20 protein-coding genes are annotated in these 17,846 nt (G+C 38.3%); 11 read left to right on the top strand and 9 right to left on the bottom strand.

Annotation, left to right across the window (positions count from 1 at the left end; genetic code table 11):
• Nucleotides 1-100: 100 nt before the first annotated feature.
• Together QUB80_RS25180 and QUB80_RS25175 are read left to right on the top strand one after the other, a co-directional pair.
• Nucleotides 101-1,486 carry a cystathionine beta-synthase gene (locus QUB80_RS25180; protein ID WP_289792220.1) on the top strand — a complete coding sequence of 462 codons (1,386 nt, stop codon included), beginning with the start codon at nucleotides 101-103 and terminating at the stop codon, nucleotides 1,484-1,486.
• The gene (locus tag QUB80_RS25175; protein ID WP_289792219.1) at nucleotides 1,476-2,618 is read left to right on the top strand and encodes a cystathionine gamma-synthase; all 1,143 of its coding nucleotides are present in this window, start codon (nucleotides 1,476-1,478) and stop codon (nucleotides 2,616-2,618) included. The genes QUB80_RS25180 and QUB80_RS25175 overlap by 11 nt, the downstream gene beginning before the upstream one ends.
• Nucleotides 2,619-2,717: 99 nt before the next feature.
• On the opposite strand, the gene QUB80_RS25170 is transcribed toward QUB80_RS25175, so the two are convergent.
• The 6 genes from QUB80_RS25170 to QUB80_RS25145 form a co-directional block, all read right to left on the bottom strand.
• Nucleotides 2,718-3,146: a bifunctional diaminohydroxyphosphoribosylaminopyrimidine deaminase/5-amino-6-(5-phosphoribosylamino)uracil reductase RibD gene (locus QUB80_RS25170; RefSeq protein WP_289792218.1), complete on the bottom strand. Its 429-nt coding sequence runs from the start codon at nucleotides 3,144-3,146 to the stop codon at nucleotides 2,718-2,720.
• A 315-nt stretch (nucleotides 3,147-3,461) separates the two neighbouring features.
• On the bottom strand, nucleotides 3,462-4,664 hold the full coding sequence (locus tag QUB80_RS25165; RefSeq protein ID WP_289792217.1) for a YeeE/YedE family protein: 1,203 nt from the start codon (nucleotides 4,662-4,664) through the stop codon (nucleotides 3,462-3,464).
• 97 nt (nucleotides 4,665-4,761) lie between these two features.
• The gene (locus tag QUB80_RS25160; RefSeq protein ID WP_289792216.1) at nucleotides 4,762-4,920 is read right to left on the bottom strand and encodes a hypothetical protein; all 159 of its coding nucleotides are present in this window, start codon (nucleotides 4,918-4,920) and stop codon (nucleotides 4,762-4,764) included.
• Between the two features lie 39 nt (nucleotides 4,921-4,959).
• Nucleotides 4,960-5,916, bottom strand: a complete 957-nt coding sequence (locus QUB80_RS25155; RefSeq protein WP_289792215.1) for a sulfurtransferase — start codon at nucleotides 5,914-5,916, stop codon at nucleotides 4,960-4,962.
• A gap of 327 nt (nucleotides 5,917-6,243) precedes the next feature.
• Nucleotides 6,244-6,918, bottom strand: a complete 675-nt coding sequence (locus tag QUB80_RS25150; RefSeq protein WP_289792214.1) for an O-methyltransferase — start codon at nucleotides 6,916-6,918, stop codon at nucleotides 6,244-6,246.
• 188 nt (nucleotides 6,919-7,106) lie between these two features.
• Nucleotides 7,107-7,559, bottom strand: a complete 453-nt coding sequence (locus QUB80_RS25145) for a hypothetical protein (RefSeq protein WP_289792213.1) — start codon at nucleotides 7,557-7,559, stop codon at nucleotides 7,107-7,109.
• Between the two features lie 414 nt (nucleotides 7,560-7,973).
• Here QUB80_RS25145 and QUB80_RS25140 point away from each other — a divergent pair, with 414 nt between their 5' ends.
• From QUB80_RS25140 to QUB80_RS25110, 7 genes are all read left to right on the top strand, one after another.
• Nucleotides 7,974-8,189 carry a hypothetical protein gene (locus QUB80_RS25140; RefSeq protein WP_289792212.1) on the top strand — a complete coding sequence of 72 codons (216 nt, stop codon included), beginning with the start codon at nucleotides 7,974-7,976 and terminating at the stop codon, nucleotides 8,187-8,189.
• A 188-nt stretch (nucleotides 8,190-8,377) separates the two neighbouring features.
• Entirely contained in the window at nucleotides 8,378-9,178 is an 801-nt protein-coding gene (locus tag QUB80_RS25135) for an SDR family oxidoreductase (RefSeq protein ID WP_289792211.1), read from the top strand.
• A 208-nt stretch (nucleotides 9,179-9,386) separates the two neighbouring features.
• On the top strand, nucleotides 9,387-10,190 hold the full coding sequence (locus QUB80_RS25130; protein WP_289792210.1) for a sulfite exporter TauE/SafE family protein: 804 nt from the start codon (nucleotides 9,387-9,389) through the stop codon (nucleotides 10,188-10,190).
• A 763-nt stretch (nucleotides 10,191-10,953) separates the two neighbouring features.
• Nucleotides 10,954-11,628: a cadmium resistance transporter gene (locus tag QUB80_RS25125; protein WP_289792209.1), complete on the top strand. Its 675-nt coding sequence runs from the start codon at nucleotides 10,954-10,956 to the stop codon at nucleotides 11,626-11,628.
• Nucleotides 11,629-11,911: 283 nt separating this feature from the next.
• Entirely contained in the window at nucleotides 11,912-12,193 is a 282-nt protein-coding gene (locus QUB80_RS25120) for a hypothetical protein (RefSeq protein ID WP_289792208.1), read from the top strand.
• Between the two features lie 243 nt (nucleotides 12,194-12,436).
• Nucleotides 12,437-13,072, top strand: a complete 636-nt coding sequence (locus QUB80_RS25115) for a pentapeptide repeat-containing protein (RefSeq protein ID WP_289792207.1) — start codon at nucleotides 12,437-12,439, stop codon at nucleotides 13,070-13,072.
• Nucleotides 13,073-13,285: 213 nt separating this feature from the next.
• Entirely contained in the window at nucleotides 13,286-14,089 is an 804-nt protein-coding gene (locus QUB80_RS25110; protein ID WP_289792206.1) for a prohibitin family protein, read from the top strand.
• A gap of 45 nt (nucleotides 14,090-14,134) precedes the next feature.
• Here QUB80_RS25110 and QUB80_RS25105 read toward each other — a convergent pair whose 3' ends face one another.
• Together QUB80_RS25105 and QUB80_RS25100 are read right to left on the bottom strand one after the other, a co-directional pair.
• Nucleotides 14,135-14,563 carry a DUF7980 family protein gene (locus QUB80_RS25105; protein WP_289792205.1) on the bottom strand — a complete coding sequence of 143 codons (429 nt, stop codon included), beginning with the start codon at nucleotides 14,561-14,563 and terminating at the stop codon, nucleotides 14,135-14,137.
• A 230-nt stretch (nucleotides 14,564-14,793) separates the two neighbouring features.
• Complete coding sequence (locus QUB80_RS25100) at nucleotides 14,794-15,099, bottom strand: phosphatase PAP2 family protein (protein WP_336622343.1); 306 nt, start codon at nucleotides 15,097-15,099, stop codon at nucleotides 14,794-14,796.
• Between the two features lie 413 nt (nucleotides 15,100-15,512).
• Between QUB80_RS25100 and QUB80_RS25095 the strand changes: the two genes are divergently transcribed.
• Complete coding sequence (locus tag QUB80_RS25095; protein WP_289792204.1) at nucleotides 15,513-16,304, top strand: sulfite exporter TauE/SafE family protein; 792 nt, start codon at nucleotides 15,513-15,515, stop codon at nucleotides 16,302-16,304.
• Nucleotides 16,305-16,390: 86 nt separating this feature from the next.
• On the opposite strand, the gene QUB80_RS25090 is transcribed toward QUB80_RS25095, so the two are convergent.
• Nucleotides 16,391-17,047 carry a cadmium resistance transporter gene (locus QUB80_RS25090; protein WP_289792203.1) on the bottom strand — a complete coding sequence of 219 codons (657 nt, stop codon included), beginning with the start codon at nucleotides 17,045-17,047 and terminating at the stop codon, nucleotides 16,391-16,393.
• Between the two features lie 65 nt (nucleotides 17,048-17,112).
• Between QUB80_RS25090 and QUB80_RS25085 the strand changes: the two genes are divergently transcribed.
• A complete protein-coding gene (locus QUB80_RS25085) occupies nucleotides 17,113-17,805 on the top strand; it encodes a cadmium resistance transporter (protein WP_289792202.1) in 693 nt (230 codons plus the stop codon).
• The last annotated feature ends 41 nt before the right edge of the window (nucleotides 17,806-17,846 follow it).

Below are 17,846 nucleotides of genomic sequence, written 5' to 3'. Positions count from 1 at the left end.
TATCTTTTCTGTGTCTGCTGTGGTTAATGTCAACATCTCTGAATACATCATCATGAAACACCAATAACACCACATTTCTCATCACTGACGAGGAGTAAATATGGCTACTCACGAAAATATCTTGCAAGCAATTGGTAAAACTCCATTAGTCAGACTCAATAGAGTAACCGAAAATATTCAATCTACTATTTATGCCAAAGTAGAATATCTGAATCCTGGTGGAAGTACCAAAGATAGAATTGCCCTGGCAATGATAGAAGAAGCAGAAAAAACAGGTCAATTACAGCCGGGAGGAACTATTATTGAAGCTACCGCAGGTAATACTGGTGTAGGACTGGCACTAATTGCCGCAGTCAAAAAATATCGGTGTATTTTTGTCATGCCCGATAAGATGAGCCAGGATAAAATTAACCTGCTCAAAGCTTATGGCGCAGAAGTAGTAGTTACTCCCACATCTGTAGCACCTGACTCACCAGAAAGTTATAACGGTGTAGCAGAAAGACTTGCTAAAGAAATCCCAGGAGCCTACAGACCAAATCAATTTGAAAACCCGAATAATCCTTTAGCTCATTACTTAACTACTGGCCCAGAAATCTGGTCAGATAGTCAAGGTAAAGTTGAAGTTTTTGTTGCAGGTATGGGGACAGGTGGCACAATTTCAGGAGTTGCCAAATATCTCAAAGAACAAAACCCAAATATTGTAATTATTGGTGCAGATCCAGAAGGTTCTATTCTGTCAGGAGATAGCCCTAAATCTTATAAGGTTGAAGGCATAGGAGAAGACTTTATTCCTAAGACTTTTAATCGTCAATTAGTCGATGAAATGATTCGAGTCAGCGATAAAGAGTCTTTTAATATGGCACGTCGTCTCGCCAGGGAGGAAGGCTTATTGGTAGGAGGTTCTTGTGGTACAGTGGTAGCCGCCGCAATCAAGTATGCAGTTAGGTTATCACAGCCAAAGTATATCGTGGTGCTATTACCAGATACAGGCAGAAACTACATTAATAAAATCTACTCTGATGCCTGGATGCAGGAAAATGGTTTTTGGGAAGGCAAAACAGTAAAAACTATAAAAATTGGTGAAATTCTGCTGCAAAAAACTGATTTTCCCTCTTTGGTTGCTGTTAGTTCTAGCGATACTCTGAGCCAAGCTACAAGTCTGTTACAAAAGCTGAATATATCCCAGTTACCTGTAATTGATAATAATCATGTAGTTGGTAGCCTCAATGAAGCATCTTTGATGAAATTTCTCCATGATGGTATTAATTTTTCTAACCAGCAAGTTTTAGCAGTTATGGGTAAACCGCTACCAATTCTCGATGAAGAAGTAGACATTGCAGAAGCTTATCGAGTGCTATTATCGGGGACTACAGGAATTATTATTACGCGGCATAGTGTCCCCATTGGATTAATTACCAGAGCCGATTTAATTAGATATTGGATTAGTCAAAACCAAGACGAATTAAGGGAAAACAATGGAATTTGAAACGAAAGCAATTCATGAAGGTCAACAATCAGAGCCACAAACTGGTGCTGTGATTGTTCCTATTTATTTGACTTCTACATATCAGCAAGAAGCAATAGGTCAGCACAAAGGATATGAATATTCTCGCACCGGAAATCCTACCCGTAATGCCTTAGAAGAAGCTTTAGCTGCTATTGAAAGTGCAAAATTCGGTTTAGCATTTGCCTCTGGATTAGCTGCCACTACTACCGTGTTAAGTCTGCTTAAAAGCGGCGACCATATTGTTGCTGGTGATGATTTATATGGTGGTACTTATCGTTTATTAGAACGGGTGGTAAAAAATTGGAGCGTGACAACCACCTATGTAGATATTGATGATATTAATAACTTTGAAAATGCTATTCAAGCCAATACCAAACTAATTTGGATCGAAACTCCCACCAATCCATTATTAAAAATTATTGATATTGCTGCACTAGCAAGTATTGCTCGTCAACACAATATCATTCTAGTAGTTGATAACACCTTTGCCAGTCCTTATTTTCAAAGACCACTGGAATTAGGTGCTGATATTGTAGTTCACAGTACTACTAAATATCTAGGAGGACACAGCGATGTTATTGGCGGTGCAGTTGTGACATCCAACGAGCAACTATACACCGAACTGAAATTTTATCAAAATGCGATCGGGGCAGTTCCCAGCCCCTTTGATAGTTGGCTAGTACTGCGAGGAATTAAAACTCTGGCCGTAAGAATGCGAGAACATGAAAAAAATGCTTTGTTTTTAGCTAAATTCTTAGAAGAGCATCCTCAAGTCGAGCGAATTTATTATCCAGGTTTACCTAATCACCCCCAACATAAATTGGCAAAAGCACAAATGTCTGGCTTTGGAGGAATGATTAGTTTGGAATTAAAAGGTGGTTTTACAGAGGTTGAAAAATTTGCTTCGCGGCTCAAGCTGTTTTTACTAGCAGAAAGTTTAGGAGGTGTAGAGTCGTTACTTTGTTATCCTGCCAAAATGACTCATGGTTCTTTACCAGACGCAGAACGATATAAGCGGGGAATTAATGATAATCTAATCCGTCTTTCTGTAGGAATTGAGAATGTATTAGACTTGCAAGCTGATTTGGAAAAAGCCTTGTCTGGAAAGTAGGAAGGTAGATGCGACTGGGAGTTGATTAACTCTCTTCTTTTATGCAGAATAGGAACAAATATCTATTAATTGGGGGATAAATTTCCTATTCTTGTTTCATTACTTTAATAGATATTGATTAAGAAAATTACTAACCTCATCAGTACATAATCCAAGATGAACTACCTTCTCTGCTTTTCTAAGAATGTCCAATCCTCTCCCCAGATTGCGAGGATCTGGATCTACTAAAGATACATAAATCTCATCTATACGAGGGTCTTCGGCAATAGCTAAAGCACATGAGGGTGTCCGTCCATAAAAAGAACAAGGTTCCAAAGTTACGTACATTTTCAAGCAGTCGAACGCTTTGCCTTGAATCTGGTTCAGTGCATCAGCCTCAGCATGATATTTCCCTGGCGATCGCGTGTATCCTTTTGCCACTATCTCTTCAGTAGCTACAATGACACAACCTACTGGTGGGTTGGGCAAACATTCTGGCAAAGCTTTTCTGCTTATGGCTAAAGCAGCTAACATAAATGTTTCATTCATTTTTCGTATATTTTATCTAGTTGAACATGGACAGAAATAAAAAAATCTGGTGTTGCTGAACAATGGGATGATCGAGGCTGACGCGGAGACACGCTGATTATTGAGTCATACAAATCCTAAATTCATCCCGCAATTATGCAACGCCAAAAATCTTAATCCCGATAGGTGCAAGATATAGCGATTCCCAGTTAAGTGAGGTACAGAACCAATATTTTTAAACGCAGAGGAGAGCGCAGAGTTACGCAGAAGTTTGCCCAATTTTATTAGCAATGACTCAGTACCTCAGTAGATTAGGAAACGCTATATAATTTAAGTTCAATTAACCAATTTCAATAAAGAACGGAACCGAATACCAACTCCAGTTCCTAATAAAGCACAGATGATCCAAATCCAGCCGTGTAAACTGGTGGAAGCAATACCACTAAAAAAGGCACTGACGTTACAACCAAAGGCAATAAAAGCTCCATAACCCATCATCAATCCACCGATAATGGTTGCAATTACTACTGCAAGAGAAATTTGAGTTTTAGCAACTAGCTTTCCTGCTGAGGCTGCTGCTAAGGCTGCTCCCAAGATAATACCAACATTCATTACAGAGGAAACATCAGTAACCACAATATCTGAGAATGACATTCCCTCCCAAAAGGGGCTACTATCAGGATTCCAACCAAAAATAGTGGCGATTTTAGCTGCCCATAAGGCAAATCCCCAAGTAATTCGCCAAGGCTCTCCTGAAATGATCAGAGTTAGCCAGTTGAGCGTAGCTAAAGCAATAGCTCCTGTGAATAATGGCCAAGGCCCAGACAAAAATTCTGTAGGATGAGGTAAAATTTGCGCTTTATTTGACTTGGTTTGTAACTGATTTCGACTCCTTTGATTCCACCACCACAGTAAACCTGCAATCAAAATAAACAAGCCTAACTGTAAACCAACTGCTCCTACCCAACCCAAAGATTCTCCGAAAACAATTGGCGATATCTGTGGTAATACAGACCATATATGCCTAGTCAAACTTGCCCAAAATGCACCTACACAGAAGGTAAATAGGGTTATAAGCATAGTAATACTACCGCCACCAATAGTATAAAGTGTGCCGCAACCACACCCTCCACCTAATTGCATCCCGATACCAAATAAAAAAGCACCGATCGCGCCTTGTACTCCCACTGGTGCGATCGCTCCTTCTACTTTTTGACCAAAAACAGAGCCAGCAGCTAAAACGGGAGCGAATAGAATAGTGGCGATCGCCAGCATCACTAATTGCGCGTATATTCCCTGAACATCCCGATTTACTAGCAACTTACGGTAAGCAGATGTGAAACCAAAAGCGGAATGATAGAGGCTAACACCCAACAAACCACCGATGAGAAATAGAACACTTTGTCGCCAACCGTAGGAACTTAAAGCGACTGCTCCACCTGCTAGCACAGCTAAAGCGATCGCTACAATTAACTTCTGTGGTCGAGGAGGTAATATTTTTGAGCCAGATGGTAGGTTATTTCCAACAACGCTGCTCATAAGAAATTTAGCACTCAAAAATTTTTTATCATGCTACTTGTTAGGACACAACTTAATGTTGTGTCCATACTTTATGTTGCATCAAAATGAGAATCGTTTAAGTTTGGGGACTACGACTTTCAGAACTTTCGGGTGGTTTTTCCTTACTCCTTCTGCAACTTACTAAGCTTTCCTGCTCTACATTTTCAGCCAAAGGTACACTGACTGTATTAAAGGTTGTCAATAATACAGCTAGCAACAACATGATATGTCTCATTTTCTGATCTCTCTATTTCATGAAAACTTGTTTAGACTTCTAACTCACCTGTTCAGCTCCCGTTGCCACAGGTAAATCTTTATGGGTGCTATATTCAGTCCACGAACCTTCATACACTCTCACTTTCGGATAACCAAGCAAATGCTTCAAGACAACGTATTGTAATGTTGCTTCTCTTCCTGTACTGCAAGAGATAATGATGTCATTTGACGGACTAATCTTTTTCTCTGCCAGGATGCTTTTAATCTCATCTAGTGACTTCAGTTTGTGAGGATTCTTAGCATCCATAAAGGTAGGCCAAGGAATATTCCGTGCACCTGGAATATGTCCGTTACGTACCCAGAGGTTTTCCTCACCACGAAACAGATTTGCCGGTCGGGGATCGATAAAAGTAACTCCTGGTTTACCAATCAGCTTTTTGACTTCATCCAGACTGACGCGAATAGAAGGGTTATCCCGAACGGTGAATTTACCTACTGTGTATTTCGGAAATTCCTTAGTCACTGGTTGGGAAGCTTGATAACCTGTGTAACCACCATCTAGTACTGCGATATTCTGCAAACCAGAACGTTCTAGCAAATAAGCCACCATTGTTGCACCCAAGACATCTCTGTCATCGGAATAGACAAGGACGCGGCTATTGTTAGTTACCCCAGAATTTGCAAATATTTGTCCCAGTTTTTCATTGTTCCAATACTGCACAGGTAGACCTTCTTTCGGCCCTCTAAAAGCAGTATCAGCAATATTAACCGCGCCAGGAAGATGTCCTTCGATATAGTCTAGAGGTAAATTACGGACATCCAAGATCCGCAGATTTGGATTTTTAGAATTCTCAGCTACCCAATCTGGTGCAACAAACTGAATACTTGCACGGGGATTGGCAGAAAATGCTGAAAAAGTTAATTGCGGGATAATAAACAGACAAACAAAAAACACTGCTCCCAAGGCAAGAAACTTAGTTTTTTTCAACTTTGCCAAGAGATATTTCAATCTCATAATGATGCTCCTTGCTGTTTAATATGCTTCTGATTAAGCCATCTAAAGTAATTTGTGCAGCCTTGTCTAAAAGCTGCATTCCAAAAAATACTAAAAATCAGTCGGAAAACAGTATTTAGTAAAATGTATAATAACATTCCACGTACATCAAAGAACACTAGCTCTATGCTTCACGTGCATCTTGGCAGTTAGATATTCTGATCAAGTGAGGCGATCGCGATACAGCGACAACAGGTGAGAAGCAGAAAAATCGGCAATGTCTGACATATTTCGGTTTGAATAGATTTAGTGGAACTACGGCTTAGTTAGGGAGTTTGGAGTATATCGCTAATCCTCAGACGTAACAAAAGCGATCGCAAAGCCGTCATATCCTTTGCTGCCTACAGTCTGGATTGCTGTGGCGCTCACACGCGGTTCAGCAGCGAGCAATTCGTGAAAACGACGCACTCCTTTGACACTGGGATCGTCGCTGTTTGCCTCAATCACGACTCCGTTGCGTACAACGTTATCAGCAATAATCAGGCTGCCTTGACGAGAGAGCTTTAGCGCCCACACGAAGTACTCTGGATTGCTTGGCTTATCTGCGTCAATGAATATCAAATCAAATGGATGTTGCCCCTCAGTAGCCAGTTGTGGCAGCGTATCTATTGCTCGCCCAACGCGCACCTCAACGAGATGAGCCAAACCAGCGCGGGCAATGTTATCGCGGGCAACTTCGGCGTGCTTGGGATTTGACTCCAGGGTGATTAAACGACCATCAGCAGGTAATGCCCTGGCAAGCCAGATCGTGCTGTAGCCACCTAACGTGCCAATCTCCAGAATGGTGTGTGCTCTTTGGATTAATGCTAGCAACATTAGCAGCTTGCCCTGGTTTGGCGAAACATTATGTGGTGGCAAACCGGCGGCATCACTAGCCTGAAGCATAGCATCTAGCACAGGATCGGGAGGCACAAGCAAATCAGTGATGTAGTGGTCAACTTCTGTCCATTGCTTATGATTCATTGTTATCTTTTGATTCAATCTTTACGGAGAAAAATCTACTTCCTATTCCCCTAAAATGAACACTGGTAATCAATTTGCCCTAAAGCAATAATAATGCGACGTGACTCTATGTGCATAGATAAATTTAATTATTGAAATTATTGAATGCGATCGCATTTCGTGATGCAGAGAATTTGTATCAACTTAATCTATTCGCTGACTTCATCTTGCTTTCTCACAAACCAATTAAACAATAAGGCTGTTCCTACTCCCCAAGCACCATTGACTAATAAAGCTGTAATCATGGCTGTTGGTTGCCAACCTCCGGCAATGGGTAAACCTTTCAATGGTGCAACAATAAACCAAGCAACCAATGTCGGTGCAATCGCACCAAATAGTAGTGCAGCTATCCAATAATTTCTATTTACTTGCCTGTGTAGTGTCAAAGTGGCCCACACTAAACCCCAAATTCCTCCCCAGAAAGCACCTGAGAGAAATTGGGGTACACCAAAAGGTTGTGTAGGTGTAGTTTGGTATGGAGGACGGGACGCAAAGTTAATTGCATGAAGCAGCGCCAGCAAGCCTTGATGAAATATCAGCACAGCAACAAATCCAGCCACAAAAGCTAGGAAAAATCGAGATAATTCTGCTTTTTGAGTCATTGGATGACTTGCTTCCTTGGAATGATTTGTGATAACTTCCTATTGAAGTTAAATACGGTAATTCTATCAACTTATAGTAATTTTAGTCATAACTCAATCCCTACAAACAGCGTCTTAGTTCAAAGCTGAATAGAGGTAATCATCAAGCTTTCCATGCAAATTCAAACTGTTGGTATTTTAAGTCCGGGTGATATGGGGCAGGCGATGTCTGATTATAAGCCGCTACCGTTGGAAGCCGTACCTGCGCTCTTGCGCTTTCGCCGTCAGGCGTTGCGTTAGCTAGCGACTTCTGCAAGTAGCTGCTTTGCGTCTACGCATCTGTACTCAATCAAAATAGATTGAAAACTATTACTGCCCTGGATGATCGCAGTAAACGAACTCGGCAATTAGCCGCCGCAGCAAAGGATAGGACAAATGGAAGAGATTGCAGAAACCTTTAAAGAGTTAAGTCTAACTGAAAGTAGTTTTTATAGAGCGGCTGATGTTTACCGCTTGGTAAAAGAAACATCCTTGGATAAGAAAACACCGGAAGAATGGGCTGACGAAGCGTCTACGGAGCAATTTCGCGAACGTTATCTAAGAGATATTATTAGCATTATTTCTCAAGAAGATATATCAAATAACTTGTAACTTGATTTAGCTTTGGTCAAGATGAGCCAAATACGTGCAGTGTTATACCTCTCCAATGTATGACCAGAATTGCTAGAGCAGGTTCGACATTTTATTAACAGTACTAATTAAAAGCAAGATATTTAGCTATGTAGCGATCGCGATTGATGTTTCATAAGCAACAAATTACATTTTGAGGTTAATTTTTTATGAGTTTAGATCTAAAGCTATCAGGTAAAACAGCAATTGTCACAGGTGGAAGTGCGGGTATTGGATTAGCTATTGCCAAAGGTCTTTATACTGAAGGTGTGAATGTGGTCATTACTGCTCGTAATTTAGAAAAATTAGAAAAAGCAGTAGCTGACATTCAATCCTTAAATACTCTAGGTGCTAAAGTGATTGCAATTAGTGCAGATCTCACGCAAGCAGAAAGCATTGATCGAGTAATCTCCACTAGCTTGGCACAATTTGGTCAGATTGATATTCTCATTAACAATGCTGGTTCAGCTCGTGCAGGGTCTTTCTTAGAATTAGATGATAATGCATTTTTGGATGCTTGGAACCTAAAATTACTGGGCTATATTCGTTTAGTTAAAGCCGTCGTTCCCCATTTTAAAAATCGGCGTGATGGGCGGATTGTCAACATTATCGGTGGTGCAGGACGTACACCTCGTCCTAACTTCTTGCCTGGTGGTACAACTAATGCTGCTCTGTTAAACTTCACGCGTGGAATTTCTAAAGAGCTAGCCCAGGATAATATTCGCATTAATGCTATCTCACCTGGTCTAACTGGCACAGAGCGTGCTGAACGTTTGGCAGAACAAAATGCTCAAGCCCGTGGTGTGAGTGTAGAAGAAATCAAAGCGGAATCCTTGCAAGCTATTCCTTTGGGAAAAATTGTCAAGCCAGAAGAGATTGCAGCGCTGGCTTTATTTTTGGTTTCCGATCTCGCCTCTTCTATTACTGGTGCAGAGATTCTTGTTGATGGCGGACAGACTCCTGGTGTTTAAAAAAATTGCTCGCCATTAAATTTTTAGTGTTAGATTTGGATTTTCTATTTAAGATGCCAAACATAAGGTTTAACATCTTTTTTAGCAACTTAGTTGTTAAGATTTTGACTAAAAATATTAGTAATCTTTTGATTATTATATTAATAGCTAAATAATTAAATTAATACTAAAATGACTTTAAACTATTTACTAATAGTCAAAATAAATTGTGGACGTTTATCAAACAGTAATCCTTGCTGGAATCTTTTTTATAGCCAGCATTGTTAGCGTTATTGCTGGTAGCACATCTTTGATAACTGTGCCTTTGATGCTTGAATTTGGAGTAGAGCCGCGTACTGCGATCGCTACCAATATGTTTGCACTAACGTTAATGAGTATTGGTGGAACCTTACCTTTTATTGGTAAAAGAATCATTCAGATCAAACGACTACCATTATTGACGTTATTAACTATAGTAGGGTCAATTTTAGGAGCACTACTTGTATTGATTTTGCCTTCAAAATCAATGCCACTGGTAATTTCTATTTCAATGATAATAGTGACAATATTATCAGTTATTAATCGTAATGCTGAAGTGACCAGAATTGAAGTGATACCTCCACATATAAGAGAAATTGCGGGTTATGCAGCTACTTTCATCCTTGGCATTTACGGTGGTTTTTTTAGTGGTGGTTACGTGACTTTACTCACAGCTGCTTATGTCATGCTGTTTCGGATGAGTTTTGTGGAAGCGATCGCAACTACTAAATTTATTAATGTATTTTCATCCTTGATAGCTACGGTTATTTTTATACACCAAGAAATAGTAGATTTTCACTTAGGAATCATCCTTGGTATAACGATGTTTGTGGGCGGAATAATAGGAGGTCAGATTACTCTCAAATTGAGTAATGTATGGTTAAAGCGTATTTATCTGACGGTAATTGCTATCCTCGCATTGATCACATTGCGAAAATATCAAGAACAAAATCGTCCATCTAGTACAATCGAGTTCCTAACACCTTCTGTTTAGTAATACAGGAGAATACTCTGCCGATAGACACGTAGATGCCAGTCTTCTTTTCATAAGTTGCGATTTGGTGCTATGCCGCTTATCGATTTTCTCAAGTTCCTGCACTTGCCAAAATCTTCACTCGCTACGGCAGTTATTAGGTTTCTGTTTAATGACCGAAGAAGGGCAGAAGGCAGAAGTTTAAGTAAAATTTAATACCTTTTTTTATCATCTGCCTTCTGCCCGAAAGGTTTCAATTTCCCGAATTTATTCGTGGAGAAGATAATAATATTTAGAGCGAGTGCGTAGCACGAGATACAATACGTCATTGTTAGAAACCCATAAATTTATTTACGGGGTTCCCTTCTGCCTTCGTACTTCTGCCTTCTCATAGAGGTTAGAGATGCTTTTGGAGATTCTACACGAGCGTTGTTGATAGCTTGTAACCACAAACCTTAGCTCTCTATCGTTTGCCCTTTTTTATAATCAAAAATTATTCTCCCGTTTATACTGTGGTATTTACGGTGAATTTCTATTTATAGCTAACTTAAACTGATAAATTTTTCATAAATTTAATTTATTGTTTTCAAAACAAAGAATATTTGCTCTTATCTGAGCAACCTCATAATATTAAGAACAAGCTACCTTGCGAAGAAAAAATTTGAATTAAATGAATGGCGATCGCCATCAGATACAAAAATTAAACTATTTTCTAAACTGCCTTCACTTCTAGAAGCAGAAAAGAATTTAAATCAACAAACTTGAACTATTGTGAGCAACAATTATGGATTGGCTAACTGGTACATTAGTTATTGGAATTTCTGCTGCCTTTGCAACTACTTTTGATGACAATATATACTTGACGGCTTTCTTTGGAAAAGTCAATCATGCCTTTCGTCCCAAACATATTATCATTGGTGAATTTGTTGGATTTACCGCGCTAGTATTTGCTAGTTTGCCTGGTTTTTTCGGTGGTTTAATTCTTCCAGAAGCTTGGATTGGTTTGCTAGGAATACTTCCAATTTCTATTGGTATCATTAATCTCATGAGTCGAGATGATGATGGAAACACCATCCAAGATGTGTCTATTGACTTTCATAATTCCGTCAAATCTAGACGTCGTAAAAAATCATTATGGGCGACTCTGCGCGATCCCCATACTTACCGTGTTTCAGCAGTAACTATTGCTAACGGAGGAAACAATATTGGCATCTATGTACCTTTATTTGCTAGTAGCAATCTTCCAAGTTTGGGCGTGATTTTATGTGTTTGTTACTTGACTGTCGGACTGTGGTGTTTCCTCTCTTATAATTTGACTCGTAATCCTCTCATGGCACCGCTTTTGGCTCGTTATGGTCGAAAAGTTTTCCCGGTAGTGTTGATCTGGCTTGGTTTCTCCATCATGATGAAAAGCGGCACGTTTCAACTTTTTCCCAGTGTGGCAACACTTTTCAATTAGAGATGACGCGATCGCGCCTTAATGAAAAGTATATGACCTTCATCTAATTGAGAAAACTGCTGGTGTATTTCTACTAGTGATTAGTCAATCTAAATTCTGGCTATCTCCACCCATAATTTAATGGATAAACAAGGGGAAATGCCAAATTCTAAACAAATTTCAGAGTTGCTCTTAAATGAATTATACAAAAGTAAAATTCCGCTTGCTTTTCAGGTGATAGTACAAAATTTATTGCAAGTATAGATAAATTAGGTATTGAGTATCTGCTCCGAATGTAACGACGATGAAACTTTTCCAAATAGCTTTAATAATCTTCATGCTTTTGCTCAACTTAGTCAGAATTTCTCCCGCTTGGGCGGATGAAGAATCGCAATTAAGCAAAAATCATAACCACTTTGTGGGTGAAAGAGTTGTTTGGCTTTATAAAGCTCGTTCTGACTCAGATCACATCCAGAGAATTCCCGCCGAAGTAATCAAGCTAGGTTCTAAACAAGTACAAGTCAGGGTACGTACACAAGATAACAAGCTCGTCAATCGTTGGGTAAATACAGACAAGCTGGAATAATGATAAGAAATGACAAGAATAGCTAATAGTAAGCAATTATATATAGTATTTCCAAACCTAATTCAACAATTAGAAATAAAAAGCTAAAAAAATAACTTCTCAGAGCAAAAGTAAATCATCACTTTTATCTATTGTTAGGAAAAATAATAATGTTTGCTTTGAGAGTTTGATTGGCTTTATCTTAAAGTCAAGGTGAAGTAAATGAAAACAATAAAAATTAACAAATCTAAGAGGAAGAGACTAATGAACAAACTAACTTCAAAAAAATTAGCTTCCTGGATTTTAAGTGCTGTATTTCTAGCATTGGTTGCGGTATTTTCTTTGTTAGATCAGCCTTATGCCCTAGCTCAGTCTCAATCAGAAACTCTACCCACGCCTACTGAATCTGCACCTCCAACTGTAGTATCTCCCGCTCCAGCCACACCCCCAACAATGTGGGCTGTAGATCCTGTTGCAGCAAATGTTAGACGCCTATTAACAACGAATGAATGCGTTGGATGTAACCTCTATGAAGCACAACTAGAAGGGGCTAATCTGCAATCAGCTAATTTAGAGGGTGCAAATCTGCAAAAAGCAGAATTAGAAAAGGCTAATTTGCAGGGAACCAACCTACAAGCAGCAGATTTGCGGGAGGTAGATTTGAGTAAAGCAAATATTGCAGGAGCAAATCTTGCTGGGGCAAACTTGTATGATGCAGATTTAGAAGCAGCGAATCTACAAGGAACAAATCTCTCTGGAGCAAACTTACAAAAGGCAGATTTACAAAAAACAAACCTTGCAGCTGCCAATATACAGGGAGCAAACTTACTAGGAGCTGATTTGGAAGATGCAGTAGTACCTCCGGGAATGATGGCTCAGTATCCATATCAGTATCAATAAATGACAGTAATCTGAAATCAAAGCTAACTGTATAAATGCCTAAGCCAGGGATCGCCCCCTGGCTTAAGTTTTTTTATTGCCGATAATCGCGATCGCGCAGAGAGAAACAGTCTGGTTCAAATTTATTAACTACTTTAACTCCATCAATGTAATGTATTTAATATTATAATTTTTAATAAAATCTAAAAACACAATAATAATTCTCTTGATAATATGAAAAAAATTAAATTTACTAATAATGCTGGTAAATTAACTGCATTATTATTTCTAATCACAATTTTGCTGACACCATTTGTGGTTGTAAATGCAGGAGAACGCGGTGTATTAATGCAGTTTGGTAGAGTACAAGCAACAATATTGGATGAGGGAATCCATATCATAATTCCCATTGTTAATACAGTCAAAAAAATCAGCGTGAGAGTTCAAAAACAAGAAATATCTGCTGAAGCCTCTTCTAAAGATTTGCAAGATGTATTTACAGATGTGGCATTAAATTGGCATATTATACCTGAAGAGACTAATGTCATTTTTCAAGTGATTGGTGATGAAAAAGACGTAGTTGAAAAAATTATTAATCCCGCAGTAGAAGAAGTTTTAAAAGCAGTGATGGCAAAGTATACAGCAGAAGAAATTGTCACTAAACGAGGAGAAGTAAAATCTGGAGTAGATACCACATTAACAACAAGATTACATGGATATCATATTGCAGTTGATGATATCTCATTAGTTCATGTCAATTTTTCAGATAAATTTACTGAAGCAGTAGAGGCAAAGCAGATTGCTGAACAAGATGCTAAACGAGCAGAATTTATTGCACTAAAAGCAGCAAAACAAGCAGAAGCTAAAGTAAATTTGGCCAAGGGAGAAGCAGAAGTAAATAAATTACTACGTGATAGTTTGACTAATGAAATTTTAGAAAGACAGGCGCTAGAAAAATGGGATGGTAAATTACCTTTAGTTATGACAAAAGATGCCCCTAAGCTTTTAAATATAAATGAAATTTTAAAAAGAAAATAAGTTGGATTAAATTAAAAAACCCAGTTTTGAAGACTGGGTTTTTGATTAGCTACCAGAGAAGAAATTAGGAGTATCGATGATTTTAAACTGGATGAGAGCCAGAATTACAAAGGTATAGGCAGTTGAAGAAATTAAACCTGTCAGTAATTCCTTTTTTAAATTGCGTTCTTGAGATTCTTTTTGAAACATATCGATTGCACCTGCTTGCATCAAGAGAATACCAATAATATTAGATAACCAATAACCAACTATGACACCAGGCATCAGTAATTTAGGAGCAAAAAGACTACAAATATAGCCGAAAAAATAAGCTATTGGTAAATTGAATATTAAATCATTCCACCAGCACAATGGTGACAATAGATATCCAATCACTAAGAAAAATCCACCTCTAAGCTTCTGCAATAAGGTTTTGGGTAAATTCTCTGAAGTTTGTGATAACAACTCTTGTTGGCTCTTTTTGCTACTAATCATAATTATACAGTAATTCTATCCACTTACCGTACTTTAAAAGAAAAAGTCCAAAAAGTCCAGACTCAAATGAAAGTTAAAATCTAGTATCTCAGTTTTTATACTTATTTATGTTGTATTAATAAAACCTCTATCAGGAACTAAAAGATTTCATTCCTCATTGATCAACTACTGTTCTTTAGGAACTAACTTTGTTTCACTTACTGATTGTGATAATGGTCGAATAATTAAACTCACGCCAATTGCCCAAGCGATCGCCAGCGACGTTGCATTAGTAAAATTAGTGCGATCGCGCTGAGGATGGGTAATACATTCCAAAACGAACCCAGTTTAGTTAACATTGCGGCGAATATGCCTGACTGGGGCTGGGTTACAGAGTGAATCGTCACCAAAATCGGTAAATCCCAAGGAAAGCCGCCCTCATTTTGCCGTAACTCTAAAGCCAGTAGTCCAAAAATTTGCAGTGGTAAATACATCCCAACGAACAGCAGTAACAAAGAACGCCAATGAGTAGTTATCAGTTTCTGCACAAACTTCATAACCAATTGTGGCTTTAGGCGCAATGTTTGATTCTCATTGTTGATTTCGTCTAACTCTATCATCTTAAGTACAGTATTTTGTAGTAGTTAGTGTAGTTTTTTGTAAAACTAGTGTATTTTTACTACTGATGTGTAGATACAGCCTGGAACTTGCTTTGACGCAAGCAGCGGCTAAAGTATATGTGTAAAATTTTATCAAGAATTTGTATCACTTCACAAAAATATGGACTTTTACGATATTTTAACCTTAAAATACGGTAAGTCAATCAAGTTTTAGTGTTTTATGGTGATTTTCGAGCAGTCGATTAAAAGTTGTAGTTGCGCGAAACGTTCTGTACAAGAGCGTTATAACCAATCTTTTAGTTTCAGCTAAACAAAGCCGCATTGAGAAAACCCCGGTAAAGGATAGGAGTATGGATTTTTTATTATTGCCTCTGTTCAGCTTTCTAGTTGGTATTGTTGTTGGTTTGACAGGAATTGGTGGTGCTTCCCTGATTACCCCAATGTTGATATTTGTTTTTCAAGTACCACCTGCCGTAGCCATCAGTTCTGATGTCGTTGCGGCAACACTCATGAAAGTTGTTGGCAGCATTAAACATTGGCAGCAACGAACCCTTGATGTACAGGTGGTGAAATGGCTAGCTTTGGGAAGTGTTCCTGGATCTCTACTAGGGATAGGCATACTGCACCTGATTAAACACAAGGCAGAACATAACCTGAACGAAATCATGCTGCATCTGTTAGGTATGACGATTCTGTTAGCTACAGTTTTGGCGTTGGTGCAAATGCTGCTGTTGACTTTCTTTCCAAAGTTTCAATTACCTGAATTGCCAAAATTTGACTTAACAACCCTATTAGGATGCTTGCAGACAGTAAGTATAGGGGCATTTTTAGGTTGTATTGTCGGTTTAACCAGCGTCGCTTCCGGCTCAATGTTTGCCTTGGTGCTGATTGCATTTTTCCGCTTAGATGCACGAAAGTTAGTTGGTACAGATATTTCCCAAGCAGCAATTCTTTTACTGTTCACCGCTTTTGGACATCTTACCTTGGGAACAGTTGACTGGGGTTTAGTCTTACCAATATGGCTTGGCTCAGTACCAGGAGTATTAATAGGGGCTAAAATTTGTCAAGCCGCGCCACAGAAACCATTGCGGTTTATGATTTACTCTATATTGATGATGGTAAGCTTAAAGCTAGTTTATTAGATGCATTTGTATGGGGCATGGTTATTAACTAGCAAAGTATGACAATACTAGGTAAGAGTTGGGATATTCAACTTTCTATCAACTTATTATTTCCAAGCCAAGAGAGAAAATGTACCTCTTTCATACATAATGTATAAACCTAAGCCAATCAATACAAAGGGTACAACAGTTTTACCATAGCGACTTAAAACTTGAGCTACTTTTTTTTGACGAGCTAATAAATAAGTAACGGTATACCAAACACCTTTCATGATTAGAAACACTATAATAACTACTAATAATTCTACTAATCTATAACCAGCAAATAAAGGAATATAAATACCAACATTATCACCACCATTAGCAAATATAATTGCAGCAACTTTATAAGTTTGAGGGCTAAAAATACTCAAAATAAAATTTATAATTGGATGTTTATTAGTAGATGGATTGAAATCAGTAGTTACAGTCTGAAGTTCTGAGTTTTCTACCTCTTGACTCACTAATTGCTTAATTCCAATTACTATTGGCAGTATTCCCAATAATCCTATCCATGCTCTTGGTATTACTAAGCCACCCAAAAAACCTGGTAAACTAACAATAATAATCGCAAGAAAACCAAGATACTGACCGATAAATATGTGGCGACGGCGAAATTGATGATTTAGCTGTGAAAAAAATAGTAGTAATATAATAAAGTCGTCAATATTGGTGGCAGTAAAAGCAATAATTGCCTCAGTAATAATTGTGGTAATATTAATCATGCGGTATTGTCAGAAATCATCACAGAACAATAAAATATTAAGCAAACAAATCAGGATATACTGGGATGAGTGAGTTGTTTACTACACTCTTAGTCGGCATATCAGCTTTCATAGCCACTAATATTGATGATATCGTTATTTTATTGCTACTGTTTTCTCAGTTAAACTCTACCTTCCGATCTAAGCATATTGTTGCTGGCCAGTATTTAGGCTTTACAGTGTTAATTATTGCTAGCCTGACTGGCTTATTTGGTGGATTAGTCATACCATCCAACTGGATTGGATTACTGGGATTAATACCAATGGCGATGGGTATTAGCAGTTTGATCAATCGAGAAGAAGATGAAACTCAAGAGGCAGCACATTGTGGTGAGGTTGTAGTTCCCACAGTTGAATATCAAGATGCAAATACTACAAGTCTTTTCAATACACAGACTTACAGCGTTGCAGCCATCACTATCGCCAATGGCAGCGATAATATTAGCGTTTATGTACCATTATTTGCTAGTGGTGATTTAGGCAATTTTCTGATTATTGTTGGTGTATTTTTTATATTAATAGCAGTGTGGTGTTATCTAGCTTATATATTTACTTCTCAAGCAAAAATTGCCAATATTTTAAGTCGATATTCTAGCTATATTTTTTCCTTTGTATTAATAATAATAGGTGCAATCATTATTTTAAAAACGGAATCTTTAAGCTTGCTTAAGCTAGCAGCAAGTTGTGTATGTTTGGTGATTTTAGTGAAAAATAACTGAAAAACTAGACTCCCGACTTTTTAGAAAAGTTGGGAATCTGT

Source organism: Chlorogloeopsis sp. ULAP01, assembly GCF_030381805.1.
Lineage (GTDB): Bacteria > Cyanobacteriota > Cyanobacteriia > Cyanobacteriales > Nostocaceae > Chlorogloeopsis.
The sequence above is the reverse complement of the archived record's forward strand: the minus strand, read 5'-3'. Positions and strand labels throughout refer to the sequence as shown.

What these genes read in the sequence shown, in the direction of transcription:
- QUB80_RS25180 (WP_289792220.1), top strand. Translation starts at nt 101, where the DNA reads ATGGCTACTCACGAAAATATCTTGCAAGCAATTGGTAAAACTCCATTA.
- QUB80_RS25175 (WP_289792219.1), top strand. Translation starts at nt 1,476, where the DNA reads ATGGAATTTGAAACGAAAGCAATTCATGAAGGTCAACAATCAGAGCCA.
- QUB80_RS25170 (WP_289792218.1), bottom strand. Translation starts at nt 3,146, where the DNA reads ATGAATGAAACATTTATGTTAGCTGCTTTAGCCATAAGCAGAAAAGCT.
- QUB80_RS25165 (WP_289792217.1), bottom strand. Translation starts at nt 4,664, where the DNA reads ATGAGCAGCGTTGTTGGAAATAACCTACCATCTGGCTCAAAAATATTA.
- QUB80_RS25160 (WP_289792216.1), bottom strand. Translation starts at nt 4,920, where the DNA reads ATGAGACATATCATGTTGTTGCTAGCTGTATTATTGACAACCTTTAAT.
- QUB80_RS25155 (WP_289792215.1), bottom strand. Translation starts at nt 5,916, where the DNA reads ATGAGATTGAAATATCTCTTGGCAAAGTTGAAAAAAACTAAGTTTCTT.
- QUB80_RS25150 (WP_289792214.1), bottom strand. Translation starts at nt 6,918, where the DNA reads ATGAATCATAAGCAATGGACAGAAGTTGACCACTACATCACTGATTTG.
- QUB80_RS25145 (WP_289792213.1), bottom strand. Translation starts at nt 7,559, where the DNA reads ATGACTCAAAAAGCAGAATTATCTCGATTTTTCCTAGCTTTTGTGGCT.
- QUB80_RS25140 (WP_289792212.1), top strand. Translation starts at nt 7,974, where the DNA reads ATGGAAGAGATTGCAGAAACCTTTAAAGAGTTAAGTCTAACTGAAAGT.
- QUB80_RS25135 (WP_289792211.1), top strand. Translation starts at nt 8,378, where the DNA reads ATGAGTTTAGATCTAAAGCTATCAGGTAAAACAGCAATTGTCACAGGT.
- QUB80_RS25125 (WP_289792209.1), top strand. Translation starts at nt 10,954, where the DNA reads ATGGATTGGCTAACTGGTACATTAGTTATTGGAATTTCTGCTGCCTTT.
- QUB80_RS25120 (WP_289792208.1), top strand. Translation starts at nt 11,912, where the DNA reads ATGAAACTTTTCCAAATAGCTTTAATAATCTTCATGCTTTTGCTCAAC.
- QUB80_RS25115 (WP_289792207.1), top strand. Translation starts at nt 12,437, where the DNA reads ATGAACAAACTAACTTCAAAAAAATTAGCTTCCTGGATTTTAAGTGCT.
- QUB80_RS25110 (WP_289792206.1), top strand. Translation starts at nt 13,286, where the DNA reads ATGAAAAAAATTAAATTTACTAATAATGCTGGTAAATTAACTGCATTA.
- QUB80_RS25105 (WP_289792205.1), bottom strand. Translation starts at nt 14,563, where the DNA reads ATGATTAGTAGCAAAAAGAGCCAACAAGAGTTGTTATCACAAACTTCA.
- QUB80_RS25100 (WP_336622343.1), bottom strand. Translation starts at nt 15,099, where the DNA reads ATGAAGTTTGTGCAGAAACTGATAACTACTCATTGGCGTTCTTTGTTA.
- QUB80_RS25095 (WP_289792204.1), top strand. Translation starts at nt 15,513, where the DNA reads ATGGATTTTTTATTATTGCCTCTGTTCAGCTTTCTAGTTGGTATTGTT.
- QUB80_RS25090 (WP_289792203.1), bottom strand. Translation starts at nt 17,047, where the DNA reads ATGATTAATATTACCACAATTATTACTGAGGCAATTATTGCTTTTACT.
- QUB80_RS25085 (WP_289792202.1), top strand. Translation starts at nt 17,113, where the DNA reads ATGAGTGAGTTGTTTACTACACTCTTAGTCGGCATATCAGCTTTCATA.